This window comes from Streptococcus himalayensis, assembly GCF_001708305.1.
Taxonomy (GTDB): domain Bacteria; phylum Bacillota; class Bacilli; order Lactobacillales; family Streptococcaceae; genus Streptococcus; species Streptococcus himalayensis.
In genome coordinates, this window is the sequence record NZ_CP016953.1 from 1,641,376 (window position 1) to 1,665,230 (window position 23,855).

23 protein-coding genes are annotated in these 23,855 nt (G+C 41.0%); 17 read left to right on the forward strand and 6 right to left on the reverse strand.

Annotated features, from left to right (window positions below; all coding sequences use genetic code 11):
* The first annotated feature begins 67 nt into the window (after nucleotides 1-67).
* Nucleotides 68-1,000 carry a DUF1002 domain-containing protein gene (locus tag BFM96_RS07675; protein ID WP_223245878.1) on the forward strand — a complete coding sequence of 311 codons (933 nt, stop codon included), beginning with the start codon at nucleotides 68-70 and terminating at the stop codon, nucleotides 998-1,000.
* 436 nt (nucleotides 1,001-1,436) lie between these two features.
* Nucleotides 1,437-2,807, forward strand: a complete 1,371-nt coding sequence (nox, locus tag BFM96_RS07680; protein WP_068992583.1) for a H2O-forming NADH oxidase — start codon at nucleotides 1,437-1,439, stop codon at nucleotides 2,805-2,807.
* A 160-nt stretch (nucleotides 2,808-2,967) separates the two neighbouring features.
* Here nox and mscL read toward each other — a convergent pair whose 3' ends face one another.
* Nucleotides 2,968-3,345, reverse strand: a complete 378-nt coding sequence (mscL, locus tag BFM96_RS07685; RefSeq protein WP_068992585.1) for a large conductance mechanosensitive channel protein MscL — start codon at nucleotides 3,343-3,345, stop codon at nucleotides 2,968-2,970.
* Between the two features lie 160 nt (nucleotides 3,346-3,505).
* Here mscL and dnaG point away from each other — a divergent pair, with 160 nt between their 5' ends.
* The 3 genes from dnaG (at nucleotide 3,506) to BFM96_RS07700 (ending at nucleotide 7,089) form a co-directional block, all read left to right on the forward strand.
* Nucleotides 3,506-5,272, forward strand: coding sequence for a DNA primase (dnaG, locus tag BFM96_RS07690; RefSeq protein ID WP_068994257.1), 1,767 nt, complete (start codon nucleotides 3,506-3,508; stop codon nucleotides 5,270-5,272).
* Between the two features lie 2 nt (nucleotides 5,273-5,274).
* Nucleotides 5,275-6,387, forward strand: coding sequence for an RNA polymerase sigma factor RpoD (gene rpoD / locus BFM96_RS07695; RefSeq protein WP_068992588.1), 1,113 nt, complete (start codon nucleotides 5,275-5,277; stop codon nucleotides 6,385-6,387).
* Nucleotides 6,388-6,759: 372 nt separating this feature from the next.
* Nucleotides 6,760-7,089, forward strand: coding sequence for a metal-sulfur cluster assembly factor (locus BFM96_RS07700; RefSeq protein WP_068992591.1), 330 nt, complete (start codon nucleotides 6,760-6,762; stop codon nucleotides 7,087-7,089).
* A 47-nt stretch (nucleotides 7,090-7,136) separates the two neighbouring features.
* Here the strand turns inward: BFM96_RS07700 and traF are convergent, their stop codons facing one another.
* From traF to BFM96_RS07725, 5 genes are all read right to left on the reverse strand, one after another.
* Nucleotides 7,137-7,481 (reverse strand): conjugal transfer protein TraF, encoded by a 345-nt coding sequence (gene traF, locus BFM96_RS07705; RefSeq protein ID WP_068992594.1) that lies wholly within the window; start codon nucleotides 7,479-7,481, stop codon nucleotides 7,137-7,139.
* Between the two features lie 163 nt (nucleotides 7,482-7,644).
* Nucleotides 7,645-9,363 (reverse strand): phospho-sugar mutase, encoded by a 1,719-nt coding sequence (locus BFM96_RS07710; RefSeq protein WP_068992597.1) that lies wholly within the window; start codon nucleotides 9,361-9,363, stop codon nucleotides 7,645-7,647.
* A gap of 73 nt (nucleotides 9,364-9,436) precedes the next feature.
* A complete protein-coding gene (locus BFM96_RS07715) occupies nucleotides 9,437-10,000 on the reverse strand; it encodes an ECF transporter S component (protein ID WP_068992600.1) in 564 nt (187 codons plus the stop codon).
* Complete coding sequence (coaC, locus tag BFM96_RS07720) at nucleotides 9,984-10,535, reverse strand: phosphopantothenoylcysteine decarboxylase (RefSeq protein WP_068992603.1); 552 nt, start codon at nucleotides 10,533-10,535, stop codon at nucleotides 9,984-9,986. Before coaC ends, BFM96_RS07715 begins: the two co-directional genes overlap by 17 nt.
* On the reverse strand, nucleotides 10,532-11,224 hold the full coding sequence (locus BFM96_RS07725; protein ID WP_068992606.1) for a phosphopantothenate--cysteine ligase: 693 nt from the start codon (nucleotides 11,222-11,224) through the stop codon (nucleotides 10,532-10,534). The genes coaC and BFM96_RS07725 overlap by 4 nt, the downstream gene beginning before the upstream one ends.
* Before the next feature lie 158 nt (nucleotides 11,225-11,382).
* Here BFM96_RS07725 and BFM96_RS07730 point away from each other — a divergent pair, with 158 nt between their 5' ends.
* From BFM96_RS07730 to BFM96_RS07785, 12 genes are all read left to right on the forward strand, one after another.
* Nucleotides 11,383-13,053: a formate--tetrahydrofolate ligase gene (locus BFM96_RS07730; protein ID WP_068992609.1), complete on the forward strand. Its 1,671-nt coding sequence runs from the start codon at nucleotides 11,383-11,385 to the stop codon at nucleotides 13,051-13,053.
* Nucleotides 13,054-13,144: 91 nt separating this feature from the next.
* Nucleotides 13,145-13,759 carry a DUF5052 family protein gene (locus BFM96_RS07735; RefSeq protein ID WP_068992612.1) on the forward strand — a complete coding sequence of 205 codons (615 nt, stop codon included), beginning with the start codon at nucleotides 13,145-13,147 and terminating at the stop codon, nucleotides 13,757-13,759.
* Complete coding sequence (locus BFM96_RS07740; RefSeq protein WP_068992615.1) at nucleotides 13,756-14,502, forward strand: hypothetical protein; 747 nt, start codon at nucleotides 13,756-13,758, stop codon at nucleotides 14,500-14,502. Before BFM96_RS07735 ends, BFM96_RS07740 begins: the two co-directional genes overlap by 4 nt.
* Nucleotides 14,496-14,993 carry a GNAT family N-acetyltransferase gene (locus BFM96_RS07745; RefSeq protein ID WP_068992618.1) on the forward strand — a complete coding sequence of 166 codons (498 nt, stop codon included), beginning with the start codon at nucleotides 14,496-14,498 and terminating at the stop codon, nucleotides 14,991-14,993. The genes BFM96_RS07740 and BFM96_RS07745 overlap by 7 nt, the downstream gene beginning before the upstream one ends.
* 2 nt (nucleotides 14,994-14,995) lie before the next feature.
* On the forward strand, nucleotides 14,996-15,649 hold the full coding sequence (locus BFM96_RS07750) for a DNA alkylation repair protein (RefSeq protein WP_068992621.1): 654 nt from the start codon (nucleotides 14,996-14,998) through the stop codon (nucleotides 15,647-15,649).
* A gap of 387 nt (nucleotides 15,650-16,036) precedes the next feature.
* Nucleotides 16,037-16,885, forward strand: coding sequence for a DNA-processing protein DprA (gene dprA / locus BFM96_RS07755; protein WP_188595277.1), 849 nt, complete (start codon nucleotides 16,037-16,039; stop codon nucleotides 16,883-16,885).
* 93 nt (nucleotides 16,886-16,978) lie between these two features.
* A complete protein-coding gene (gene topA / locus BFM96_RS07760; RefSeq protein WP_068994263.1) occupies nucleotides 16,979-19,069 on the forward strand; it encodes a type I DNA topoisomerase in 2,091 nt (696 codons plus the stop codon).
* Nucleotides 19,070-19,283: 214 nt separating this feature from the next.
* Nucleotides 19,284-20,630 carry a methylenetetrahydrofolate--tRNA-(uracil(54)-C(5))-methyltransferase (FADH(2)-oxidizing) TrmFO gene (gene trmFO / locus BFM96_RS07765; protein ID WP_068992624.1) on the forward strand — a complete coding sequence of 449 codons (1,347 nt, stop codon included), beginning with the start codon at nucleotides 19,284-19,286 and terminating at the stop codon, nucleotides 20,628-20,630.
* An 89-nt stretch (nucleotides 20,631-20,719) separates the two neighbouring features.
* A complete protein-coding gene (locus BFM96_RS07770) occupies nucleotides 20,720-21,160 on the forward strand; it encodes a MerR family transcriptional regulator (RefSeq protein WP_068992626.1) in 441 nt (146 codons plus the stop codon).
* A 4-nt stretch (nucleotides 21,161-21,164) separates the two neighbouring features.
* Nucleotides 21,165-22,082 (forward strand): amidohydrolase family protein, encoded by a 918-nt coding sequence (locus BFM96_RS07775; protein WP_068992629.1) that lies wholly within the window; start codon nucleotides 21,165-21,167, stop codon nucleotides 22,080-22,082.
* Nucleotides 22,082-22,723 carry a putative quinol monooxygenase gene (locus tag BFM96_RS07780; protein ID WP_068992631.1) on the forward strand — a complete coding sequence of 214 codons (642 nt, stop codon included), beginning with the start codon at nucleotides 22,082-22,084 and terminating at the stop codon, nucleotides 22,721-22,723. The genes BFM96_RS07775 and BFM96_RS07780 overlap by 1 nt, the downstream gene beginning before the upstream one ends.
* The gene (locus tag BFM96_RS07785; protein ID WP_083201773.1) at nucleotides 22,714-23,829 is read left to right on the forward strand and encodes a low temperature requirement protein A; all 1,116 of its coding nucleotides are present in this window, start codon (nucleotides 22,714-22,716) and stop codon (nucleotides 23,827-23,829) included. Before BFM96_RS07780 ends, BFM96_RS07785 begins: the two co-directional genes overlap by 10 nt.
* Nucleotides 23,830-23,855: the final 26 nt, after the last annotated feature.

Below are 23,855 nucleotides of genomic sequence, written 5' to 3' on the forward strand. Positions count from 1 at the left end.
ATGAGAAAATGAGGAGTATATGAAAGTAAAGAAAATAGTAGCATTGACAGGCTTACTGAGCCTAACCATGCTGCACTTACCCGTAGCGTCAGCAGATACCAATGTTCAAAAGGTCATTGACGAAGCCTATGTGCAGCCCGAATATGTACTCGGCTATTCCTTAGATCAAGGTCAGGAAAGTCAAACCTTGGGATTTCTGGGATATGACCAGACTAAGGATACCAAGCCGCTAAAAACGATGACACCTGCTATTTATTCAACCATCATGAATGTGGCAAATGACCCGAGTTTACAGCTCTATTCTTCCGTCAAAATCCAGAAATTAGGTGCCAATAAGCCCTTGGAAGTCAAAATTGTTACGCCTCAAAATATCACGAAGGTAACAGAGGATATGTACCGCAATGCGGCTGTAACCTTGGGGGTCGAACACGCTATCATTACTGTTGCTGCTCCCATTGCTGTGACAGGTGAAAGTGCCCTTGCTGGGATTTATTATTCTCTTGAGGACAATGGAGCAGAGGTCCCTCAAGAAAATAAGGAATTGGCTCAGGAAGAGTTAGCTACTCTATCAGGTATTCATGCAGAAAACACTGGAAAAGAAGGCTATGATGAGAACAAATTAAACGTGGCCTTGACAGATATTAAGTCCTCTGTCGCGAAAGCCAAGCAGGACAATAGCAACCTAACAGAAATAGAGGTTCGAAAAATTGTTGAGGATACCTTGAAAAACTATGATTTGACCAAGGCTATCACAGCAGAGCAAGTCAATCTCATTGTTCATTTCGCAGTGAATTTGTCTAATAGCGGTGTTATCACCAATAGTGATTTCACGAAAACTCTTGGAAGCTTAAAAGATAGTATTGTTTCGAAGGCAGGAGATACTTTTAAAAACATCAACGTCAACTTTGATGCCAATCAGGCACTAGCAGAAGGCGGAAACTTTCTAACAAATATCTGGAATGCTATTGTTGAGTTTTTTAAGGGATTGATAGGTGAATAAATCATAAGACTGAAGGTCCAGGTAGTAAGGATTTTCAGTCTTATTTTGTATATAAATATATGTTTCTTAAAAAATGGAACATCTAATATTCTATAAACATCAAAATCTGACGTCGTGAACTCCTCTTGTTCAACAGTCCAGCGGACTGTTGAAGGTTGGAAATAATCCTCAGCATAACCTCTAGTTTTACCTAGGATTTCGCTGCCTAGTGAGATGTTGATTTGTATAGAGCATAATGTTAGAATTCTAACCTTTAAATGGTGTATTTGAAACCTGTTAGAAAAAAGACAAGATTTTAAAAATCGCATGAAATGCATATAGAAAATAATTGAAAATTTCTTTCTTTTCCATGTGAAAAATCTTAAAACTTGTAAACGCTCACAGATTATGATATAATGGGGGTGTAAAATTAGATTAAAAAGGTAGGATTATTTACATGAGTAAAATTGTTGTTGTTGGTGCAAACCACGCTGGTACAGCTTGTATCAAAACGATGTTAACAAACTATGGTGCGGATAACGAGATTGTGGTATTTGACCAAAATTCAAATATTTCTTTCCTCGGTTGTGGAATGGCACTATGGATTGGTGAGCAAATCTCTGGTCCAGAAGGCTTGTTCTATTCTGACAAAGAGCAATTGGAAAGCCTTGGTGCAAAAGTATACATGAACTCACCAGTTGAGTCTGTAGACTATGACAAAAAAGAAGTACATGTTCTTTTAGAAGATGGTAGCAAACATGTTGAAAGCTACGACAAATTGATTTTTGCAACTGGTTCACAACCAATCTTGCCACCAATCAAAGGTGCTGAAATCAAAGAAGGTTCACGTGAATTTGAAGCAACTCTTAAAAATCTTCAATTTGTTAAGTTGTACCAAAACTCAGCAGATGTGATTGAGAAATTGAAAGATGAAGACATCAAACGTGTAGCAGTTGTTGGTGCAGGTTACATCGGTGTTGAACTTGCAGAAGCTTTTGAACGCAAAGGGAAAGAAGTTATCTTGATTGACGTTGTAGACACTTGCTTGGCAGGCTACTACGACCGTGATTTGACAGATATGATGAGCAAGAACCTGGAAGACCACGGTATCCAATTGGCATTTGGTCAAACAGTAAAAGCCATTGAAGGTAACGGCAAAGTAGAACGTATCGTAACAGATAAAGAAAGCTTTGACGTGGATATGGTCATCTTGGCTGTTGGTTTCCGTCCAAACACTGGTCTTGGCGATGGTAAGATTGAACTCTTCCGCAATGGTGCCTTCCTTGTCAACAAAAAACAAGAAACTAGCATCAAAGATGTTTATGCCATCGGTGACTGTGCAACCGTCTATGACAACTCAATCGGTGATACAAACTACATCGCTCTTGCAACAAACGCTGTCCGCTCAGGTATCGTAGCAGCTCACAACGCATGTGGAACTGAGTTGGAGTCAATCGGTGTACAAGGCTCAAATGGTATTGCAATCTATGACCTTAAGATGGTTTCAACTGGTTTGACACTTGAAAAAGCAAAACGCTTTGGTTACAATGCAGTTGTCACTGAATTTACAGATAATCAAAAACCAGAATTTATCGAACACGATAACTTCCCAGTAACCCTTAAAATCGTTTACGATCAAGATACTCGTGTCGTCCTTGGTGCACAAATGGCTTCGAAAGAAGACATGTCAATGGGTATCCACATGTTCTCATTAGCGATTCAAGAAAAAGTTACAATCGAACGCCTAGCGCTCCTTGATATCTTCTTCTTGCCGCACTTCAACAAGCCATACAACTACATCACAATGGCAGCACTAGGTGCAAAATAAACCAAACTATAGCGGGCTTAGTTAAGCTCCGCTTTTTTTGAATATCAAACTATAGATTTTGGGTTAGAGGAATTTGATCTAGGGAGGAGTGGAAGAGCTTGAAATAAAAATATGAGGAACAAAAAAATCAGCCGCTGATACGACTGATGGTAAGAATTTCTTATTTTTTCTCAAGCAAAGCTTTGATATCTTGAAGTACTTCCAATTCTGTAATTGTAGCTTCTTCTGCAGCTTCCTCTTGTTTCTTTGTAAGAGATTGTGCTTTTTCCATTCCTTTAATAAGGAAGAAAAGAACAGTTCCTACGATGACAAAGTTGATGATAGCGCTAAGGAAGTTTCCGTAAGCCACACCATTCCAGCTCAATTCAGCAATTTTCTCTGCGCCTGCAGCTTTCAAAGCTGGGTTTAAGAAAAGGGGAGTGATGACATCTTCAACGAGTGAACTAATAATAGCTCCAAAAGCTCCAGCGATGATCACACCGACTGCCAAATCAACGACATTTCCGCGAAGAAGAAAATCTTTCAAATCTTTTAACATTTTCTTTTCCTTTCATAATAAAAAAGTTATGTTACTATTCTAGCGTACTTGAAAAAATTTTTCAAGGATTTTGACTTTTCATGTGTTGAATATTTTACTTTTTGCTAAAAATGCGGTAAAATAGGAAGTAATGTTCTATGATAAAATGGAGGTATTGTCTATGGTTAGCAAAGAGATGATTGCTGATATAAAAAATAGTATCAATATCGTCGAGGTCATAGGAGAGGTCGTTGCTTTGACGAAGGCTGGACGCAATTTCTTGGGACTTTGTCCCTTTCACGGGGAAAAAACGCCTTCCTTTAATGTGGTAGAAGATAAGCAATTTTACCATTGCTTTGGCTGTGGTAAGTCTGGGGATGTCTTTAAATTTTTAGAAGATTATCGCGGCATTACGTTTATGGATGCAGTCCTTGTCTTGGCTGAGCGAATCGGGATTCCAATAGAGATTGAGCAGACGCATGCATCTACTCCTAAGAATCCTCACCAAGATTTGTATGATATTCATACAGAGGCTGCTAAATTTTACCACGCCGTTCTAATGACGACGACAATGGGAGAAGAGGCTAAGGCTTATCTACACCAGCGCGGACTGACTGATGATGTCATTCAGCATTTTCAAATCGGTCTAGCACCGAAAGGGAATTCTTATCTGTATCAGAGTGTCGCTGAGAAATTTCGGGAAGATACCTTGATGGATTCTGGCTTGTTTAATATTGCAGATAACAATGCTGTATTTGACGCCTTTCAAAATCGGATTATGTTTCCCTTGCAGGATGATACGGGTCGTGTTATTGCTTTTTCTGGTCGGATTTGGCAAGACAAGGATTCAGATGCTAAAGGAGCTAAATATAAGAACAGCCGTAGTACCCCCATTTTCAATAAGAGCTATGAACTTTATCACTTAGACAAGGCCAAGGCAGTGATGAAAAAGCAGCACGAAGTCTATCTCATGGAAGGGTTCATGGATGTCATTGCTGCTTATCGGGCAGGAATTGAGAACGCCGTGGCTTCCATGGGAACGGCTTTAACGCGGGAGCATGTCCAGCATTTGGGGCGATTTACCAAGAAAGTAGTACTGACCTATGATGGAGATAAGGCAGGCCAAGCAGCAACGGCAAAAGCCCTAGCTGAGTTAGAGGACATGACCGTCGAGATTGTCAAAATTCCAAATCAGATGGATCCAGATGAATTCATCCAGAAAAATTCTTTAGAAGATTTGCAAGATTTACTGACAAAAACACGAATAAGTAAGATAGAGTTCTTAATGCAGCATTTGAGGCCTGAGAATATTGAAAATTTACAGGCTCAAATTTCCTTTGTTGATCAGATGGCTTCCTTGATTGCCAAGGTAAATTCCATTACAGCTCAAAACTCCTATATTTATAAATTAGCGGATTTATTGCCAGATTTTGATTATCAGCAAATCGAGCAGGCGGTGAATCAAACGCGGCTTCTAAATAGACAGCAGCAACAAGAAACTACTCAGCAGAGTCCGGTTTTAACTCTACCTGTCAGTAAGCAGACTTCTCGTTTGATAAAGGCAGAGAGCCATCTCTTACAGCGGATGGTTGATTATCCGATGATTTTAAACGACTATCGTTTACGAGAGGATTTTCAGTTTGCAACGCCCGAATTTGAGAGTATCTACCAGTTGCTAAAGCAAAATGGAGAAATTACTCCGCAGGATTTATCTTTGCAAGAGGAGGCTGTTCAGCAAGCTTGGTACCGCGTGTTGGAGGAGAATTTACCGAGAGAGGTAGGAGAAAGAGAGCTCGAAGAAGTTGAGACGATCCGTGAAAAGGAGTTGCTCCGTAAGGAAAGTCAAATGATTAGCAAGACGATTCGTGAGGCGTCCCATAGTGGTGATCAGGATCAAGCTCTGGCAGAATTAGAACGATTGATTGCACAAAAAAGAAGAATGGAGTAGGTATGACTACAAAACAAAAAGAAGTAACCACCTTTGATGTCCAAGTTGCGGAATTTATTCGTAACCATAAAAAATCAGGTATTGCAACGGACGATGAAATCAATGATCAGTTGGTCATTCCTTTCACCCTAGATGCAGATGGAATTGAAGATCTTTTGCAACGTATCCAGGATGCAGGGATTGCCATTACTGATAAAGAGGGAAATCCAAGTTCACGCGTTCTTCAAACAGAAGAGGAAGAACCTGAATTGAGCGACGAAGAATTGCTTGGCAGCACATCTGCCAAGGTCAATGACCCTGTTCGGATGTACCTGAAGGAAATCGGGGTTGTTCCTCTCTTAACGAATGAAGAAGAGCAAGAACTAGCCCTTTTGGTCGAAAAAGGGGATTTAGAAGCCAAACAACGCTTGGCTGAAGCAAACCTTCGTTTGGTAGTATCCATTGCAAAGCGCTATGTTGGTCGTGGAATGCAATTTTTAGATTTGATCCAAGAAGGAAATATGGGCTTGATGAAAGCCGTTGATAAGTTTGATTACTCCAAAGGGTTCAAATTTTCAACCTATGCGACATGGTGGATTCGTCAGGCGATCACGCGCGCTATTGCCGACCAAGCACGGACAATTCGGATCCCTGTTCACATGGTGGAAACTATCAATAAATTAGTCCGTGAACAACGTAATTTATTGCAAGAATTGGGACAAGACCCTACACCAGAGCAAATTGCAGAACGAATGGATATGACCCCAGATAAGGTTCGTGAAATCTTGAAGATTGCTCAAGAACCAGTTTCTTTAGAGACACCAATTGGGGAAGAAGATGATAGCCATTTGGGCGATTTTATCGAGGACGAAGTGATTGAAAATCCAGTTGATTACACAACCCGTATTGTCCTTCGTGAACAATTGGATGAGGTGCTTGATACGCTTACTGATCGGGAAGAAAATGTCTTGCGCCTTCGTTTCGGACTTGATGATGGGAAAATGCGCACATTGGAAGATGTTGGTAAGGTCTTTAACGTCACTCGGGAACGGATTCGTCAGATTGAAGCTAAAGCCCTTCGGAAACTTCGCCATCCGAGCCGTAGCAAACCTTTACGTGACTTTATTGAAGATTAAAACGGTCCAAAGGACCGTTTTAACGCTGACCTAAAAACTGGAAAGAGTGTCATTCCAAGATAATACTCATGTAATTTCAAAAATAGCCATTTGATATAAACTAATTTAATTTTGGTAAAAAATTGAAGTAGATTAAGTAAGTCAAATAAGATGATTTGTTAGCAGATGAAAAGTATAGGCATAAAAAAATAGATAGTTTATGTTCGAACCATCTAGGAAAGCCACAAAAATGCTGCCTTTGATTTTGGATGAGGATAAGTTTTTTAGACTGACCTACAGTACAACGGTGGGCTAATCTCATCACTAGAGTATTATTACACAGATGAATGAGAAATAAAAACGAATAAGGAAATAAGGATAGGAGAAGAGAGTATGGCTTATACAGAAGAGCAAGTCCATGAAATTCAAGAACGAATTTTTCATGCTTTAGAAGAGGTCATCGACCCAGAATTAGGGATTGATATCGTCAATCTGGGTCTTATCTATGAGATTCGTTTTGATGGAGAAACGGGTCATACAGAAATTGATATGACGTTGACCACCATGGGCTGCCCTCTGGCGGATCTTTTGACGGACCAGATTTATGACGCGATGAAATATGTTCCAGAAGTTACCAAGGTTGATGTCAAACTCGTTTGGTATCCTGCTTGGACAGTTGAAAAAATGAGTCGTTATGCAAGAATTGCCTTAGGCATTCGCTAACTAGCAAGACCCCCTTCATTCAAACGAGTGAAGGGGGTCTTAACGATTTATAGATGTGCAAAGGATTTGATTTCTTCTGCGGTCATAGAGGAGTCACAACGGACTTGAAGTTCTCCATTTTCGATATGAATAAAGGCTGGAACAGTCGGAATATTGTAGGTTTGTCGGAATTCTTGGAGATTTTGAGCATCTTCTACATTATCGCTAGGGACAAAGTAAACAGTCGCTGTCGTCTCCTCTAAAACTGTTGCTAGGGTCTGAGCAAAGCGATGGCAGTAGGGGCAGGTAGTACGCCCTAAAAAGAAGGTTGCTGTCTCTTGGTTGGCTATGATGGCACGGATGTCTTCAACTGATTGTTGTTCCAGTCCATCAACAATTGGGTTAAAATTCATGGTTTCCTCATTTCTTTGTTCAAAATTAATTTTTGGAATAATACTCTATAGAAATCAAAATCTGACTAGGCAACGACACCGCAGGTAGAACTGGAATTCAGCAAGGTGAGTGAACGATGCCTTATTTTGATTGAGGATAGGGTATTCCCAACCTCCCTTTTTTCTATTTGATAAACGCAGTAATTTCTGTTTCAATAGCTGTAATTTTTGCTTCAGCTTCTTCGTTTGAAGTGGCAACAACTGCAATGTAGAATTTAATTTTCGGCTCAGTTCCAGAAGGACGAACTGCAATCCAGGAACCGTCCTCAAGCGTATATTTTAAAACATCGCTTGGCGGAGTAGTTAGAGGTGTGACAGTTCCTTCTTGGTCGGTTGAGGTTTGAGCCTTGAAGTCTTCTGTCGTTGTAATGGCTGTAGTATTGAAAGTCGCTGGTTTTTCTTCGCGGAATTTTTTCATAATCGCCTTGATTTGTTCTGCACCATCAACGCCAGCAAGAGTGACAGAGAGTGTTTTTTCAGCGAAGTAACCATATTCTTGGTAGATTTCTTCAATACCATCTGCAAGCGTTAAGCCACGAGAGCGATAGTAGGCAGCGATTTCAGCGACCATGAGAACAGCTTGAATGGCATCTTTATCACGAACGAATGGTTTGATGAGGTAGCCAAAGCTCTCTTCAAATCCAAATAGATAGGTATGGTTGTGTTTTTCTTCGAATTCTTGAATTTTCTCAGCGATAAACTTAAAGCCGGTCAAAACGTTGAACATGGTTGCCCCATAGCTTTCAGCGATTTTTGCCACCAAGTCTGTCGATACAATGGATTTGGCAAGGGCAGCATTTTCTGGCAAGGTTCCAGCAACTTTATGTGCTTCAAGGATGTATTTGGCAATAATGGCTCCGATTTGGTTACCAGAAAGATTGCGATAACTGCCGTCCTTTTGAAGCACTTCAACCCCGACACGGTCCGCGTCTGGATCTGTTGCAATCAACACATCAGCTCCAACTTCCCGACCCAATTCTTCAGCAAGAGCAAAGGCAGCCTGACTTTCTGGGTTAGGAGAGGAGACAGTTGAAAAGTTTGAATCAGCGATGGCTTGGCTTTCAACGACTTGAACTGAGTCAAATCCTGCTTGAGCAAGGGCACGACGTGCGAGCATTTCTCCAGTACCATGAAGGGGTGTATAGACGATTTTCATGTCTTTTCCGTAGCTTGCAATTAAGCTTGGATTGATATTCACCGATTTGACTTCTTTGAGGTATTCAGCGTCAATCGCATCCCCAATTACCTGAATCAAACCGCTTGTTTTTTCTGCTTCAACATCTGCAACCTCGATAGCAAATGGATTGTCAATCGTACGAATATAATCTGTGAGAGCATCCGCATCGTGGGGAGGCATTTGACCGCCATCTTCTCCATAAACTTTATAACCGTTAAACGGAGCAGGGTTGTGACTGGCTGTAATCATGATACCTGCAAAAGTACCCAAGTGACGAACGGCAAAGGAGAGTTCTGGAGTCGGACGAAGACTTTCAAAGACATAGGATTGAATGCCGTGTTTTGCAAGAACCGCTGCTGCCTCAAAGGCGAATTCTGGTGAGAAATGACGTGAATCATAAGCAATCGCTACCCCACGTTTTTTCATATTCTCCCCTTTTTCATCGATGAGACGGGCCAACCCTTCCGTGGCTTGACGAACAACATAGATGTTGATTCGATTGGTCCCTGCACCTATCAAACCACGCATTCCAGCCGTCCCAAATTCTAGATTGGTGTAAAAAGCATCCTCTTTCGTTTTTTCATCCATCGTGAGTAATTCATCTCTGAGATAAGCTGGGAGTTCTGCAAAATCCAGCCATGTTTGAAAATTTTCTTGATAAGCCATAGACAATCTCCTTAATACTTTTAATCGCTTTCATTATATCATGTTTGAAAAGAAAAATCACGTTTTCACGTGATTATTTTTGTATTTTTTGCAACCGAGGGACAATGGTCATGGTCAGTAAAATAGAGAGGAAAATCTCAGCAACAGAGTTGGTTGAGATGACAGAAGCCAGTAGCAACTGGATATTTCCCTTGTAGACATTTGAAAATAAGAAGAAGATGCCGCCTAGCACAAAGATTGTATTGGTCAGCGAACCAAGACCTCCTGCTAGAGCTAGACCTGTTTTTCCTTTTATAGACTTATAGGTATAGTGAGGGGTTATGCCAATTAAAATCCTTGGAACTAAGGCGATGATAGCTGAAACTAGACGACCATTTGGAACAAAGGGGCTAAAGAGGTAGCTGGTCGGCAAGAGGACGAGTGTGTTAGTCATCAGGCTAATCATGCCCATCAAAAATCCGAGGCTAGCTCCAACACGCGGTCCATAAAGGATACTTGCGATAATAACTGGAATATGGATGATGGTTGGCTTGATTGGGACTGGCAGGATATTGAAAATGACCGAACTCATCAAGTGAAGAACGAGCATGACGGAAAAAAAGATAGCAATGGGAGCAAGGTTAGATTGTTTTTTCATGAATAATTTCCTTCACAGTTTCAAGGATGAACGGGAGATCTGCAAGAGCACCCTTACCATAGTCTCCACAGGCGAGCAAGGTTTCCCGCGGGTCTATTAGTTGATAACCAACTTTTTTTAGAGTTTCAAGATTTGCTTGGGTCAGGCTGTTTTCATACATAGCTGTATTCATGGCTGGGGCAAGTACCTTCGGAGTCCCTTTAGGAAGGGCCAAGGCAAGGGTCGTGACGATATTGTCTGCAAATCCGTGAGCTAATTTGGCAATTGTATTGGCCGTTGCAGGGGCAACAAGGAACAAATCCGTTTGTTTTGCGAGTTCGATATGATTCACCTTATCAGGAAAGGGTTCGGCCATAACATCCGTGTGAACCAGTTGTTTGGACAGCACTTGCAAGGTTAAAGGCGTGATAAATTGTGTCGCAGCTTCTGTCATCAGAACGGTCACTTCAAAGCCAGCCTTGGTGAGTTGACTGGTCAAATCTGCAGCTTTATAGGCTGAAATACTGCCAGTAACAGCTAAGGTAATTCGTTTCATAGTGCCTTCCTTCTATGTATATAAGAATAAAGAGTTTGAGCAATCTCCTCTTTGGTTGCAACAGGAGTGACCTTATCTCGTTCGACCAAGTAGGCACGGTGCTGCTCTGTACCAATATCTGCCAAATCATTGGCAACAATCAAGTCTGCTTGATTATGGATAAGACTTCTGCGTGCGACATCTAGTAATTCTTCTCGAGACACATCGACTAATAATTTAAAGCCAATGAGGGAAATAGTTGGATTCCAATCCTTGACATAACTGATAATTTTAGGAGTTTTTTTGAGAAAGAGGACCTGGTAGTCTGAACTTGAGGAAATCTTACTTTCCTGATTTTCTTGATGCAAAAATGCCTGCAAATCCCTTGCTTTTTGAACCTGTTCAAAATCAGCCATATAGACTGGTGTATAATCAGAGACTGCCATGGCATGAATCAAAACCTGATGTGTTTTCACGAGTGGCTCAAGCGTTTCTAACAGGTCATTCACATTTTCAATGAGTTGAATAGTCAGATTAGACCGAGCTTCTGGTTTGATTGCTTTTTTGGTCGTAATCAAGGTGACCTCATCTCCTTTTTCTGAGAAATAACGAGCCAGAATACTACCTAGTTGACCAGTAGAGTGATTGGTTATGGAGCGAACTTGATCAATTTTTTCAGAAGTTCCTCCAGATGTAATCAAAATTTTCATACCTTTTATTGTATCAAAAACTTGAATTTTCGTAAATGAAAAGGTAATCATTCTTGTCAAAAACAGAAATACCGAACTTTTTTAGAAAATTACAGATAAACAATACACTTTTTTTACTTTTTTGCTATAATCAAAATAGGAATTCGAAAGGAGTTGCTATGAAAACAGATATTGAAATTGCACAAGGTGTGGAGTTACAGCCGATTGTTGATGTGGTTGAAAAAGTCGGGATTAGCTATGATGACTTGGAACTATATGGGAAATACAAGGCTAAATTATCCTTTGAAAAAATAGAAGCCGTCAAAGAAAATGAGCTTGGGAAACTGATTTTGGTAACAGCCATTAACCCAACGCCAGCAGGAGAAGGAAAGTCGACTGTGACCATTGGTCTAGCAGATGCGCTTTCTAAGATTGGTCAGAAAACGATGATTGCACTTCGTGAGCCGTCGCTCGGTCCTGTCATGGGAATAAAAGGCGGTGCAGCTGGTGGTGGCTATGCTCAGGTCTTGCCGATGGAGGATATTAACCTGCATTTTACAGGGGATATGCATGCGATTACCACAGCTAATAATGCTCTTTCTGCTCTGATTGACAACCATATTCATCAAGGAAATAGCTTAGGCCTTGATCAACGTAGAATTATCTGGAAACGCGTGGTAGACTTGAATGATCGGGCACTTCGTAAGGTAACAGTCGGTCTGGGTGGTCCCTTGAACGGCATTCCACGTGAGGATGGGTTTGATATTACGGTTGCCTCTGAAATCATGGCTATTCTTTGCTTGGCAACGGATTTGAAGGATTTGAAAGAGCGATTGGCGAGTATTGTCATTGGTTACCGTTTTGACCGCAGTCCAGTCTATGTGCGAGATTTGAAGGTTGAGGGTGCGCTCACCTTGATTTTGAAAGAGGCTCTAAAACCCAATCTTGTGCAGACGATTTACGGGACGCCTGCCTTTGTTCACGGTGGTCCCTTTGCCAATATTGCACATGGCTGTAATTCTGTTTTAGCGACTTCAACAGCGCTTCGTTTGGCAGATATTGTGGTAACAGAAGCGGGATTTGGGGCAGATCTTGGAGCAGAGAAATTCCTTGACATCAAAACACCAAATCTCCCTAAAGCCCCTGATGCGGTTGTGATTGTGGCAACTCTCAGAGCACTTAAGATGCATGGCGGTGTAGCAAAAGAACATCTTTCAGAAGAAAATATAGCGGCGGTGGAGGCAGGCTTTGCCAATCTCAAACGCCATGTTGAAAATATTCAAAAATATGGGGTTCCAGCAGTTGTGGCCATTAACGAATTTGTCACAGATACCCCAGCAGAAATTGCAATTTTGAAAGAACTCTGTGCAAAAATTTCTGTTCCTGTTGAACTGACAAGTGTTTGGGCAAATGGTGCAGCAGGTGGTGTGGACTTGGCTGAAACTCTCATTAACACGATTGAAGCACAACCTGCCCAGTATAAACGTCTTTATCAGGCAGATGATAGCTTGGAAACAAAAATTATGAAGATTGTGACAGAAATCTATGGTGGTAAGGGGCTTGTCTTTGAAAAGAAAGCCCGCACGCAATTGGGTGAATTTGCCAAGCACGGCTGGGACAAGTTGCCTGTTTGTATGGCCAAAACCCAGTACAGTTTTTCAGATGATCCAACTGCTCTTGGTGCCCCTGAAAACTTTGACATCACGATTCGTGAATTCGTACCAAAACTGGGAGCAGGCTTCATTGTGGCTCTGACTGGAGATGTCATGACCATGCCAGGTCTACCGAAATTGCCTGCGGCTCTGAATATGGACGTGGCAGAAGACGGAACTGCAATTGGACTCTTTTAAAAGCCCATCACCAATCGCATTTTATCGTAAAACTGGGGATTTTCTCCAGTTTTTTTGGTATAATACTTTAGATAAAGGAGGAAATAAACACATGAAAAAGAAATGGTTGAAACTAGCTTTAGTGCTCAGTTTATCGGTTGGAGTATTGGCAGGCTGTCAATCCATTCAGAACTGGTGGAAAAATACTGAGGCAGAGTGGAAAGGGCTTGAGATGACGGTGCGGACCTATGATGAAAATTCTCAACTCATCGATCAAATGTCTGGGAAATCCTTATCCATGTCTCGAAATGAAGAGTTTGATTCAGTGGATAGCGAAGGCAATTCAAAGGGAGATAGTTCCGTTTTGAAAATCACTTTGGGTAAATACGAAATTGACCACGTGGGGTCATCCTTGATTGCAGTCGAAGATGGTTTAGAAGATCTTTTCTTGAAATACCAGAAAAATGCGACCGCTGATGACCAACAAGCAGCAGTTCCAATACTGAACCGCATGGTTTCGAAATTTAAAAATGACTTTACTGGAAAGGCAAAAGTGATTTTGATTCGCTCACAAAATGGGACACCGCTTGCGACCTACGCAGGAAATAAGGTTTCCTTGTACGCTTCTGATGCACCAAAGACTTCAGAACTGCTAATTGACGGCAAACGCTTGATTATTTACCGCTGTGACTACACTATTTATGATAGGGAGTTGTTGGAGAGATGAGGCAAATCTATGCTTATGAAACAGAAAACGATCGGCTAGCAATTCAGCCAGTAACAGAAGTATTGATTGAAAAAGCTCAGGAATACCAAGACTATCTTGCGAATTATTTTGCCTTAAAAGAACCAGCTTTGTTTGTCGTTTGGACCAAGGCAGACTTTGCCAATCTGGTGTTTGGCAACCATGACTTACCTGCCTATAACAATGGGACGCGGATAGTGATGTGTCCTGATAAGAAAGAGTGGGAAATCTTGTTTTTAAAGGCTTTTAAAGCGTATGAGTTGCCCCTACAATTAAGTCGGTATTACCAGTCGTTGCCAGACTATCAGATGCTACAGATATTTTTACACGAAATCACTCACGATAGCGATCTCTTTGGCTCGGAATATGGGGATACGAGAGAAAATCTCTGGTTTGAGGAGGGGATGTGCGAGTACCTATCTTATCGCTATCTATTAAAAGAAGAGGAATTGTCAGAATTACGGGCTTTATTACAACAACAGGTAGATTTCTTTAGCCCCATTTTTGGAAGATTTGATGTAGAGAAATTTTCAGAAGAAACCTATCAAAAAGGGAATCTTGCCTATCTTCACACCTTTTATGTCCATGCTTTTTTGACGGTCAGTGATTTGGTAGACCGATTTGGGAGTGTTGAACAGGTCTTTGCTTGCTACAAAAATTGGTGGGAAGATTCGAGCAATGTGAGCTTATATGACTGGTTGATGAAAGAAGAAAAAACATGTTAGTGATCCGTACTGCACAGGTGACCGATGCGGCAGCTATTCGAGCGATTTATGAGCCTTATGTGCTCAAAACAGCGATTACTTTTGACTTGGAGGTACCTAGCAAAGAGGATTTCCGGCGAAAAATAGAGCAGATAAACGAGCGTTTCCCCTTTCTCCTTGCTGAAGATAACGGGCAGGTCATGGGCTATGCTTACGCTTCTACTTACTATGATAAAGCCGCTTACGATTGGACGGCAGAATTAACGATTTATCTGGACGAGGAAAAGCGTGGTTCAGGCGTGGGGAGCGCTTTGTACGATGCCTTGGAAAATGAATTGACCCAGCGTGGATTTAAGAACTTTGTAGTCTGCATTTCTCTGCCCAATGATGCCAGTATTGCCTTTCATAAGAAGCGTGGGTATGAGCAGGTGGCCCATTTTAAAAAGGTTGGCTACAAATTTGACAAATGGCATGATATTGTTTGGTTACAAAAGAGTTTATTGGAGGAATAAGGATGCGGGTAGAAGAACTTCAAGACCAATTGAAGGCAGTTGCGTCTGTCGAAGATGCAGAAAAAATGACTGCCTACCTTCGAAACCAATTTCCTTTTTTGGGTGTGAGAGCTGGCTTACGCAGGAAAATCAGCAAGGAATTTTTCAAGCCTTATCAGAAGAAACCTATTGATTGGAACTTTGTCGAGCAGGCATGGGCTAATCCCTATCGTGAAATCCATTATGCAGCAATTGATTACCTGGCTACGAATAAACGAAAGTTGACGCCTGAGGATTTGCCTCGCTTGAAAACCTTGATTACAACGCATTCATGGTGGGACTCAGTCGATGGATTGGATAAAATTGCGGGGGAGATTGCTTTTTCCTATCCCAAAGCCAAGTCTGTTTTACTGGACTGGAGTGTTTCGGATAATATCTGGTTGCGTAGGGTTGCGATTGACCACCAACTATTGCGCAAGCAAGATACAGATACGGAGTTGTTAGAGCAAATAGTGGTCAATAACCTCGGTCAAACAGAGTTTTTCATCAATAAAGCGATTGGCTGGAGTTTACGCGATTATTCCAAAGTCAATCCAGCTTGGGTGAGGGACTTCATTGCCAAATATGAGGAGAAAATGGCACCTCTCAGCATTCGTGAAGCAAGTAAGTATATATAAAACGGTAATATCTGCTATATTATTGGTAGCCCAAAAAAGCTGACATTTCATTTCTCAAAAATCTCAACGCAAACCGACCTAAACGTCAGACTTGCATTGGCGGTAAAATCTGCTATAATAGAACTATGCGATGAGCCGAATGTGGCAGTAGCCACTTTCACGCTAGGGAGGTCAAAACGCAGGAGCGGACCTTGATAAGTTGTGTGAACCTGCTTATCACACGAAAGTGCCCTTGGACCAGGAGAAATCTTGGTCTTTTTTCTATCCCTTCTGCATTCGTATGGACTATTGTTCAAAAATTTTTATATTTTTCTAACTTTTTCTATTTTTTTGCGAATAAATCAAGTAAGAAAGTAAAAAGAAGGAAGAAGGAAGAAGGAAGAGAATATGGAAATTACAAATTTTTTTATTTATAAATTGAAAAAAGCAGGCTTGTCCAATCAGGAAGTGATCAATGTTTTGAGCTATGTCGAAATTCAGGCAAAAGAAGTCAGTGTTCGAAATATGGCAATTGTCTCCAAGTGCCGCAATCCTGCTCTTTTTATCGAACGTTACAAAAATCAAAATGACGAGTTATTGAAAGAAGAGTTTGAAAAGTTTCCTTCGTTTTCAATCATGGATGACGTGTATCCATGGGATTTAAGTGAAATTTATAATCCACCTGTCTTGCTCTTTTATCAAGGAAATCTAGATTTATTGAATTTGCCCAAACTAGCGGTAGTCGGTAGTCGTGACTGTAGCCAAGACGGAGCACAAGCCGTTAAAAAGATTATTACGGAATTGCAAAATGAAATCGTGATTGTCAGTGGGCTTGCTAAAGGCATTGATACAGCTGCCCACATGGCTGCGCTCCAAAATGGGGGACGAACTATTGCCGTTATCGGGACAGGATTGGATGTCTATTACCCAAAAGCTAACAAAAAATTGCAAAAGTATATTGGAGAAAATCATCTGGTGCTTAGCGAATATGGTCCAGGTGAGCAACCCTTGAAATTCCATTTTCCAGAGCGAAATCGAATTATCGCTGGCTTGAGCCGCGGGGTCGTTGTGGCAGAGGCTAAAATGCGTTCTGGAAGCCTCATTACCTGTGAGCGAGCGATGGAAGAAGGGCGAGATGTATTTGCCATTCCAGGATCCATTATCACTGGGAAAAGTGATGGGTGCCATCATTTGATTCAAGAGGGTGCAAAGTGCATTACATCAGGCTCTGACGTCCTTTTAGAGTTCCAATTTTAAATGAAGTTCTCCTATAAGAAAACTTGGCAGTTGACATCCTTGGAAAAATAGTTTACACTCAATGAAGTTTAATGAATGTTCGAGGATAACAGTTTGGTTACAAAAACAAAGAAAAAAACCACAATCAAGAAAAATTTGGTGATTGTGGAGTCGCCTGCCAAGGCAAAAACCATTGAAAAATATTTAGGACGCAACTACAAGGTTCTAGCCAGCGTTGGACATATCCGTGATTTGAAAAAATCGACCATGTCGATTGATTTTGACAATAATTATGAACCGCAATATATCAATATAAGAGGTAAAGGTCCTCTCATCAATGATTTAAAAAAAGAAGCAAAAAAAGCCAAGAAAGTCTTTCTCGCAAGTGACCCGGACCGGGAGGGAGAAGCGATTTCTTGGCACTTGGCCCATATCCTAGATTTGGAGAAAGACGCGAAAAATCGGGTGGTTTTTAATGAGATTACCAAGGATGCTGTAAAAAATGCCTTCAAGGAACCTCGTCAAATCAATATGGATTTAGTAGATGCTCAGCAGGCACGTCGTGTCTTAGACCGTATCGTGGGGTATTCGATTTCGCCCATTTTATGGAAGAAAGTCAAAAAAGGACTCTCTGCTGGACGTGTGCAGTCCGTTGCTCTGAAATTGATTATTGACCGTGAACATGAAATCAATGCTTTTCAGCCAGAAGAATATTGGACAATTGATGCCACTTTTAAAAAGGGCAATAAGCAATTTCAGGCGAATTTCTATGGCTTACATGGCAAAAAGATGAAATTATCGACCAATGAAGAGGTGAAAGAAGTCCTATCCCACCTCAAGGGAGATGATTTCACTGTTGAGCAAGTGGATAAAAAGGAACGCAAGCGTAATGCTCCACTGCCGTATACCACATCCTCTATGCAACAAGATGCTGCCAATAAAATCAACTTCCGAACACGGAAAACGATGATGGTTGCTCAGCAGCTCTACGAAGGAATTAATATCGGATCTGGTGTTCAAGGGTTGATTACCTATATGCGTACGGATTCAACACGAATTAGCCCAGTTGCAGCCAATGAAGCGGCTGGTTTCATCACAGAGAAATTCGGTGCGAACTATTCCAAGCATGGTAGCAAGGTGAAAAATGCCTCTGGTGCCCAAGATGCTCACGAAGCCATTCGTCCATCCAGTGTCTACAACACTCCCGAAGCTATTGCCAAATACTTGGACAAGGATCAGTTGAAACTCTACACCCTCATCTGGAATCGTTTTGTAGCTAGTCAAATGACAGCAGCAGTATTTGATACGATGAGTGTGAAATTGGAGCAAAACGGTGTTCAATTTTCAGCCAATGGGAGCCAAGTAAAATTTGATGGATATTTAGCTATTTACAATGATTCGGATAAAAATAAAATGCTGCCTGATATGGCAAAAGGGGATTTGGTCAAACGAGTCAATACCAAGCCTGAACAGCATTTTACACAGCCTCCTGCCCGCTATTCTGAGGCAACCTTGATTAAAACCTTGGAAGAAAATGGAGTTGGACGTCCCTCAACCTATGCACCGACCATTGAAACCATTCAAAAGCGCTATTATGTCAAATTGGCTGCCAAACGCTTTGAGCCGACTGAATTAGGGGAAATTGTCAATAGTTTGATTGTTGAATTTTTCCCAGATATTGTCAATGTAACCTTTACAGCTGATATGGAAAAGAAGCTTGATGATGTCGAGATTGGAAAAGCAGAATGGCAAAAGGTTATCGATGCCTTCTATCAACCGTTCGAAAAAGAGGTCCAAAAGGCAGAAGATGAGATGGAAAAAATCCAAATCAAGGATGAACCTGCTGGTTTTGACTGCGAGGTCTGTGGCAGTCCCATGGTCATCAAATTAGGACGCTATGGGAAGTTCTACGCATGTAGCAATTTTCCTGATTGCCGCCATACCCAAGCCATTGTCAAGGAAATCGGTGTCACCTGTCCAACTTGTCACAAAGGGCAGATTATCGAGCGTAAAACCAAACGAAATCGCCTCTTTTATGGTTGCAATCGCTATCCAGACTGTGAATTTACTTCGTGGGATAAGCCAGTGGGAAGAGAATGTCCCAAGTCTGGTCACTATTTGATTGAAAAGAAAGTACGCGGAGGCGGAAAACAGGTCGTTTGTAGCGATGAAAAATGTGATTATCAGGAAGAGAAAATTAAATAGTAACGGGCACTGATTAGACAGTTCAGCTAAAATTAGAAATAAGAACTGGACGCAGTGATTGAGTGATCATTTTGTTGGTTTTCCAACTATGCGGGAGTGGGAAGAGGAACTCTTTTTGAAGGATTAGAGTTCTTTCTCACTCCTATTTTTTCCTTTAGCGGTAATTTTTGATATACTAGAAAGAAGCAAATTAGAAAGAGTAAGAGGTACCTTGATGTCTCAATCCTATATTACGGTTATTGGAGCTGGTTTAGCTGGTTCTGAAGCGGCTTATCAAATTGCAAAACAGGGAATTCCTGTAAAACTTTATGAAATGCGGGGCGTAAAAGCAACACCCCAACATAAAACAGACAATTTTGCGGAGTTGGTCTGCTCAAACTCCCTGCGTGGTGATAGCTTGACCAATGCAGTCGGTCTCTTAAAAGAGGAAATGCGCCGTTTGGATTCGATTATTATGAAAGCAGCGGAACAGACCCGCGTCCCAGCTGGAGGTGCTTTGGCTGTTGACCGCGAAGGTTTTTCACAAATGGTGACAGATGAGTTGCACCAACATCCTCTGATTGAAGTCATTCGTGAAGAAATCACAGAATTGCCAAGCGAAGGAATTACCGTCATTGCGACAGGACCTCTGACCAGTGATGCCTTGGCAGAGAAAATTCATGCCTTCAATGGTGGAGCTGGTTTCTATTTCTATGATGCCGCAGCACCGATTGTTGAAGTCAATACGATTGATATGGACAAGGTCTATCTAAAATCCCGCTATGACAAGGGAGAAGCTGCCTATCTTAATGCTCCAATGACCAAGGAAGAGTTTATGGCCTTTCACGATGCTCTTGTCAATGCAGAGGAGGCGCCTCTTAATTCCTTTGAAAAAGAAAAGTATTTTGAAGGGTGTATGCCGATTGAGGTCATGGCAAAACGCGGTGTGAAAACCATGCTTTATGGACCAATGAAACCTGTTGGACTGGAATATCCTGATGATTACACCGGTCCACGTGATGGAGAATTTAAAACACCCTATGCTGTCGTTCAACTACGTCAGGACAATGCAGCAGGTAGCTTGTATAATATTGTCGGCTTCCAAACTCATCTGAAATGGGGCGAGCAAAAGCGGGTCTTCCAAATGATTCCAGGACTTGAAAACGCTGAATTTGTTCGCTATGGGGTGATGCACCGCAATTCCTACATGGATTCGCCCAATCTTTTGACGCAAACTTTTCGTTCTAAGAAAAATCCGCAGCTCTTCTTTGCAGGTCAAATGACAGGGGTTGAAGGCTATGTTGAGTCTGCGGCATCTGGCCTCGTAGCCGGTATCAACGCAGCTCGCTTGTTTAAAAATGAAGAAGAAATCATCTTTCCTGAAACAACGGCAATCGGAAGTTTACCGCACTATGTCACCCATGCAGATAGCAAGCATTTCCAACCGATGAATGTTAATTTTGGCATTATCAAAGAGTTGGATGGTCCTCGAATTCGTGATAAAAAAGAACGCTATGAGAAAATCGCTGAACGTGCCTTGGCAGACTTGAGCCAGTGTATGAAAGTGTTGAATAATCAGTAAAGGCTAGGTTTTCCTAGCTTTTTTGACAATCTAGCTTGACTTATAGTTCACTACAAGTGATATAATGATTTGGATAAAGGAGAGGTACAATGACCAATACAGAGAAGACCTATACGATTACAGAAGTCAGCGAACTTTATCAAGTTAACCCCAATACATTACGCTATTATGAGCGTATCGGATTATTGCCGACTATTCCAAGAAAATCAAATGGAAATCGCTATTTTACGAGAGAAATGCTGAACTGGCTTGAAATGGTGATTTGCCTGCGGCATTCAGGAATTCCAATAGAAGCTTTAAAAACTTATGTCAAACTACTACAACAAGGGGAGAAAACCCAAAAAGAGCGAGAATGGCTTCTAAAAGAACAATTAGAGACTCTATACCAGCGAAAAGAAAATTTGCAACGCTCCATCGACCGCTTAGAGCATAAAATTTCCCTTTATGAGAGCGGTGAGATCAATCAAGCTACCTCTTATTTTGAAGAATATGCGATTTTAGAAGATCAGGAAAATAGTTGGAAGGAATAAAAAGATGAAAATTGATGTATTTGCCCATGTTTTATTACCAAGGTTTTACCAAAAAATGCTTAGGCTAGATCCACATTTGCCGGATAAAATGCCCTTTTTACAGAATCCAGTTTTGACAGATATGAAGAGTAGAGCACAGTATCAACACAAAGATACCCAACAAATTATATCTTATGTTAATGTCAATCCAGAAGATTATGTAGAGGCCGATGAGGCTTTAAAACTCGTTCAGGAAGCCAATCAAGAATTGTTAGAAACGCTGCAAGCTCATTCGGAGCAATTTGCAGGAGGTGTCGCGATGCTCGCCCTCAATCACATGGATGGAAGTCTTGAGATTTTAGAAAAATTTGTTACCCAAAATCAAAATATTGTAGGTGTCCAATTATTTAGTCGCCACCTTGGTCAGTCTGTTGCTGCACCAGAATTTGCACCTATTTTTGAAACTTGTGCAAGGCTAGAGATTCCAATTTGGCTTCATCCTGTGTTTGATACGAGAAAACCTGACAATAACATTGTCTTTTCATGGGAGTACGAGCAGACACAAGCCATGCTTGAAATAGTAGAAGCGGGCTATTTTAGAAAGTACCCTAATCTGAAAATCATTGTTCACCATGCAGGGGCAATGGTTCCTTATTTTGCAGAGCGGATTCGTCATATCCTGCCAGAAGAGATGGTGCAGGATTTTAAGAAATTTTACGTAGATACAGCCTTATTAGGCAATCCAAAAGCTCTGGAATTAGCTGTCGACTATTTTGGTATTGAAAAGGTTCTTTTTGGAACGGATGCTCCTTTAGGAATTTTACCTGCAGGTCCTACCAAAGAGATTATTGCTGCGATTGAAGCGATGGCTCTCTCAACAAAAGAAAAACAAGCTATCTTTGCGGATAATTGGTATCGCTTATTGAAACAGAAAGGAAGCTAATGCAGCCTATTTTTAACATATTTAAGCTAAAAGTAGCTGAGAATCATGTAGAGAAATTTTTCCAGATTGGACAGACAAATTTCAATCAATCCATCACAAAAGAAGAAGGAACTTTAGCGATGTATTTGACAAAAGTTGATGATCAGCAAACATTTTGTGTGGTAGAAGTCTATCGTGATGCTATGGCCTATCAAGCACATGTCACTTCTTCTCATTTTAAGGATTTTGCCACTTTTGCACAAGATTACATTCCTTACAAAGAACGTGTAGAACTGATTCCTCAAATTTTGTATGAACAAGAACAGCCGGTTCAAGAAGAAGATTTGTCAAGTCTATTTGTTAGATTGATATCTGTGCGTGTGAAAGAAAGTAGGGAAAAGGCATTTAAAGACGAGCTTTTTGATGTAGTAAATCAGGCAAAAGACACGAAGATTCTCTATGCAGGCTTTGTTGCAGATTCTCCCAATACATGGTATATCATTGATATTTCTAGTACAGAAAATAGCATAGTAGCAGCATTTTTAGAACAAAACGCTTCTATTGAGCAGCAGGTCAAACAGAACTTCTCACTGCTTGAATGCGTCAACAAAGGGAATTTGAGGTATAGAGCTGTCACAGAAAAGGAGGCAAAATGTCACTAATTCGCCATAAAAAGGTAGAACTAACAGAACTCTTTTATGATTTAGTCTATGTCTATGCCATCTCTCAGATGACTCATCTGTTATCCCATGTTCGCCATGGAAAGTTCCTTTTAGAAAATGTGATTGTCTTTAGTATTGCACTGATTATTTTTATCAATTCTTGGATGATTCAGATGGTTTTTACCAACCGTTTTGGAAAAAATAGCTTGACGAATACTGTCTTTATGTTGCTACAGATGATATGCCTGCTAGTTGCTGCAGGTTTGCTATCCAATGATTTCCAAAGCATGGTCATCCCTTTTTTTAGCACGATGGCAGTTCTCACGGGACTCTTACTTGCACAATATGGTCTCGAGTATCGCATCACCAGAAATACGGCCGATCAATACTTTATCAAGCAATTTTTCTCTATTTTGGGAGTACGAATCTTGAGTCTCTTGTCCTGTCTTTTTCTCCCTTATTCATCTAGTCTAGTAATTGCTGTTTTAGGAATCATTGTGACATGGCTCATGCCGTCTTTCTTACTTAATCCAGCAAAAAACGGAGCTTTAAAGGAATTAACTCCAATTTCGTTTCCTCACCTTGTTGAACGTTTATCTCTGCTTGTGATTATCACCTTTGGCGAGATGATTATTGGGATTGCTCCTTATTTTTCTATCGATAAATTGTCACTTTCTTCCTTCTTTCCTTTTTTGATTGTGGCAAATTTATTTCTCTTTTATATCACAGAGATGGATCACAGGATTGATGTCAATAAAACGAATGTATCAGGAAACGGAGCTATTTATTACCATTACTTTATTTTCTTTGGTTTAAGCTTTATTACGGCGGCTTTTACCTTATTGCAGGAGCATCAGCTATCAAACGATGCTATTGCGTGCCTTCTCTATGGTGGTATTTTCTTGTTTTTGGTTGGAATTCTCCTACATGCACCTTATAACAAGGCAAACTTTAGCTGGACTTCTAAATTTTACCTTGCCGAATTGGCTTTGCTGACTATTGGTTTCCTGCTTAGTCTACTGGTTGCTGAAAATTCTCTGATGTTCACTTTGGTTACTTTCTTTGTGACAGTAGGGATGACGAGTTTAATGATGCGGCAAAGATGATCATATAGACTTGTGAGTGAGAAACA

Excerpts from the sequence above, each read along its gene's own strand:
- BFM96_RS07675 (WP_223245878.1), top strand. The coding sequence starts at position 68 with ATGCTGCACTTACCCGTAGCGTCAGCAGATACCAATGTTCAAAAGGTC.
- nox (WP_068992583.1), top strand. The coding sequence starts at position 1,437 with ATGAGTAAAATTGTTGTTGTTGGTGCAAACCACGCTGGTACAGCTTGT.
- mscL (WP_068992585.1), bottom strand. The coding sequence starts at position 3,345 with ATGTTAAAAGATTTGAAAGATTTTCTTCTTCGCGGAAATGTCGTTGAT.
- dnaG (WP_068994257.1), top strand. The coding sequence starts at position 3,506 with ATGGTTAGCAAAGAGATGATTGCTGATATAAAAAATAGTATCAATATC.
- rpoD (WP_068992588.1), top strand. The coding sequence starts at position 5,275 with ATGACTACAAAACAAAAAGAAGTAACCACCTTTGATGTCCAAGTTGCG.
- BFM96_RS07700 (WP_068992591.1), top strand. The coding sequence starts at position 6,760 with ATGGCTTATACAGAAGAGCAAGTCCATGAAATTCAAGAACGAATTTTT.
- traF (WP_068992594.1), bottom strand. The coding sequence starts at position 7,481 with ATGAATTTTAACCCAATTGTTGATGGACTGGAACAACAATCAGTTGAA.
- BFM96_RS07710 (WP_068992597.1), bottom strand. The coding sequence starts at position 9,363 with ATGGCTTATCAAGAAAATTTTCAAACATGGCTGGATTTTGCAGAACTC.
- BFM96_RS07715 (WP_068992600.1), bottom strand. The coding sequence starts at position 10,000 with ATGAAAAAACAATCTAACCTTGCTCCCATTGCTATCTTTTTTTCCGTC.
- coaC (WP_068992603.1), bottom strand. The coding sequence starts at position 10,535 with ATGAAACGAATTACCTTAGCTGTTACTGGCAGTATTTCAGCCTATAAA.
- BFM96_RS07725 (WP_068992606.1), bottom strand. The coding sequence starts at position 11,224 with ATGAAAATTTTGATTACATCTGGAGGAACTTCTGAAAAAATTGATCAA.
- BFM96_RS07730 (WP_068992609.1), top strand. The coding sequence starts at position 11,383 with ATGAAAACAGATATTGAAATTGCACAAGGTGTGGAGTTACAGCCGATT.
- BFM96_RS07735 (WP_068992612.1), top strand. The coding sequence starts at position 13,145 with ATGAAAAAGAAATGGTTGAAACTAGCTTTAGTGCTCAGTTTATCGGTT.
- BFM96_RS07740 (WP_068992615.1), top strand. The coding sequence starts at position 13,756 with ATGAGGCAAATCTATGCTTATGAAACAGAAAACGATCGGCTAGCAATT.
- BFM96_RS07745 (WP_068992618.1), top strand. The coding sequence starts at position 14,496 with ATGTTAGTGATCCGTACTGCACAGGTGACCGATGCGGCAGCTATTCGA.
- BFM96_RS07750 (WP_068992621.1), top strand. The coding sequence starts at position 14,996 with ATGCGGGTAGAAGAACTTCAAGACCAATTGAAGGCAGTTGCGTCTGTC.
- dprA (WP_188595277.1), top strand. The coding sequence starts at position 16,037 with ATGGAAATTACAAATTTTTTTATTTATAAATTGAAAAAAGCAGGCTTG.
- trmFO (WP_068992624.1), top strand. The coding sequence starts at position 19,284 with ATGTCTCAATCCTATATTACGGTTATTGGAGCTGGTTTAGCTGGTTCT.
- BFM96_RS07770 (WP_068992626.1), top strand. The coding sequence starts at position 20,720 with ATGACCAATACAGAGAAGACCTATACGATTACAGAAGTCAGCGAACTT.
- BFM96_RS07775 (WP_068992629.1), top strand. The coding sequence starts at position 21,165 with ATGAAAATTGATGTATTTGCCCATGTTTTATTACCAAGGTTTTACCAA.
- BFM96_RS07780 (WP_068992631.1), top strand. The coding sequence starts at position 22,082 with ATGCAGCCTATTTTTAACATATTTAAGCTAAAAGTAGCTGAGAATCAT.
- BFM96_RS07785 (WP_083201773.1), top strand. The coding sequence starts at position 22,714 with ATGTCACTAATTCGCCATAAAAAGGTAGAACTAACAGAACTCTTTTAT.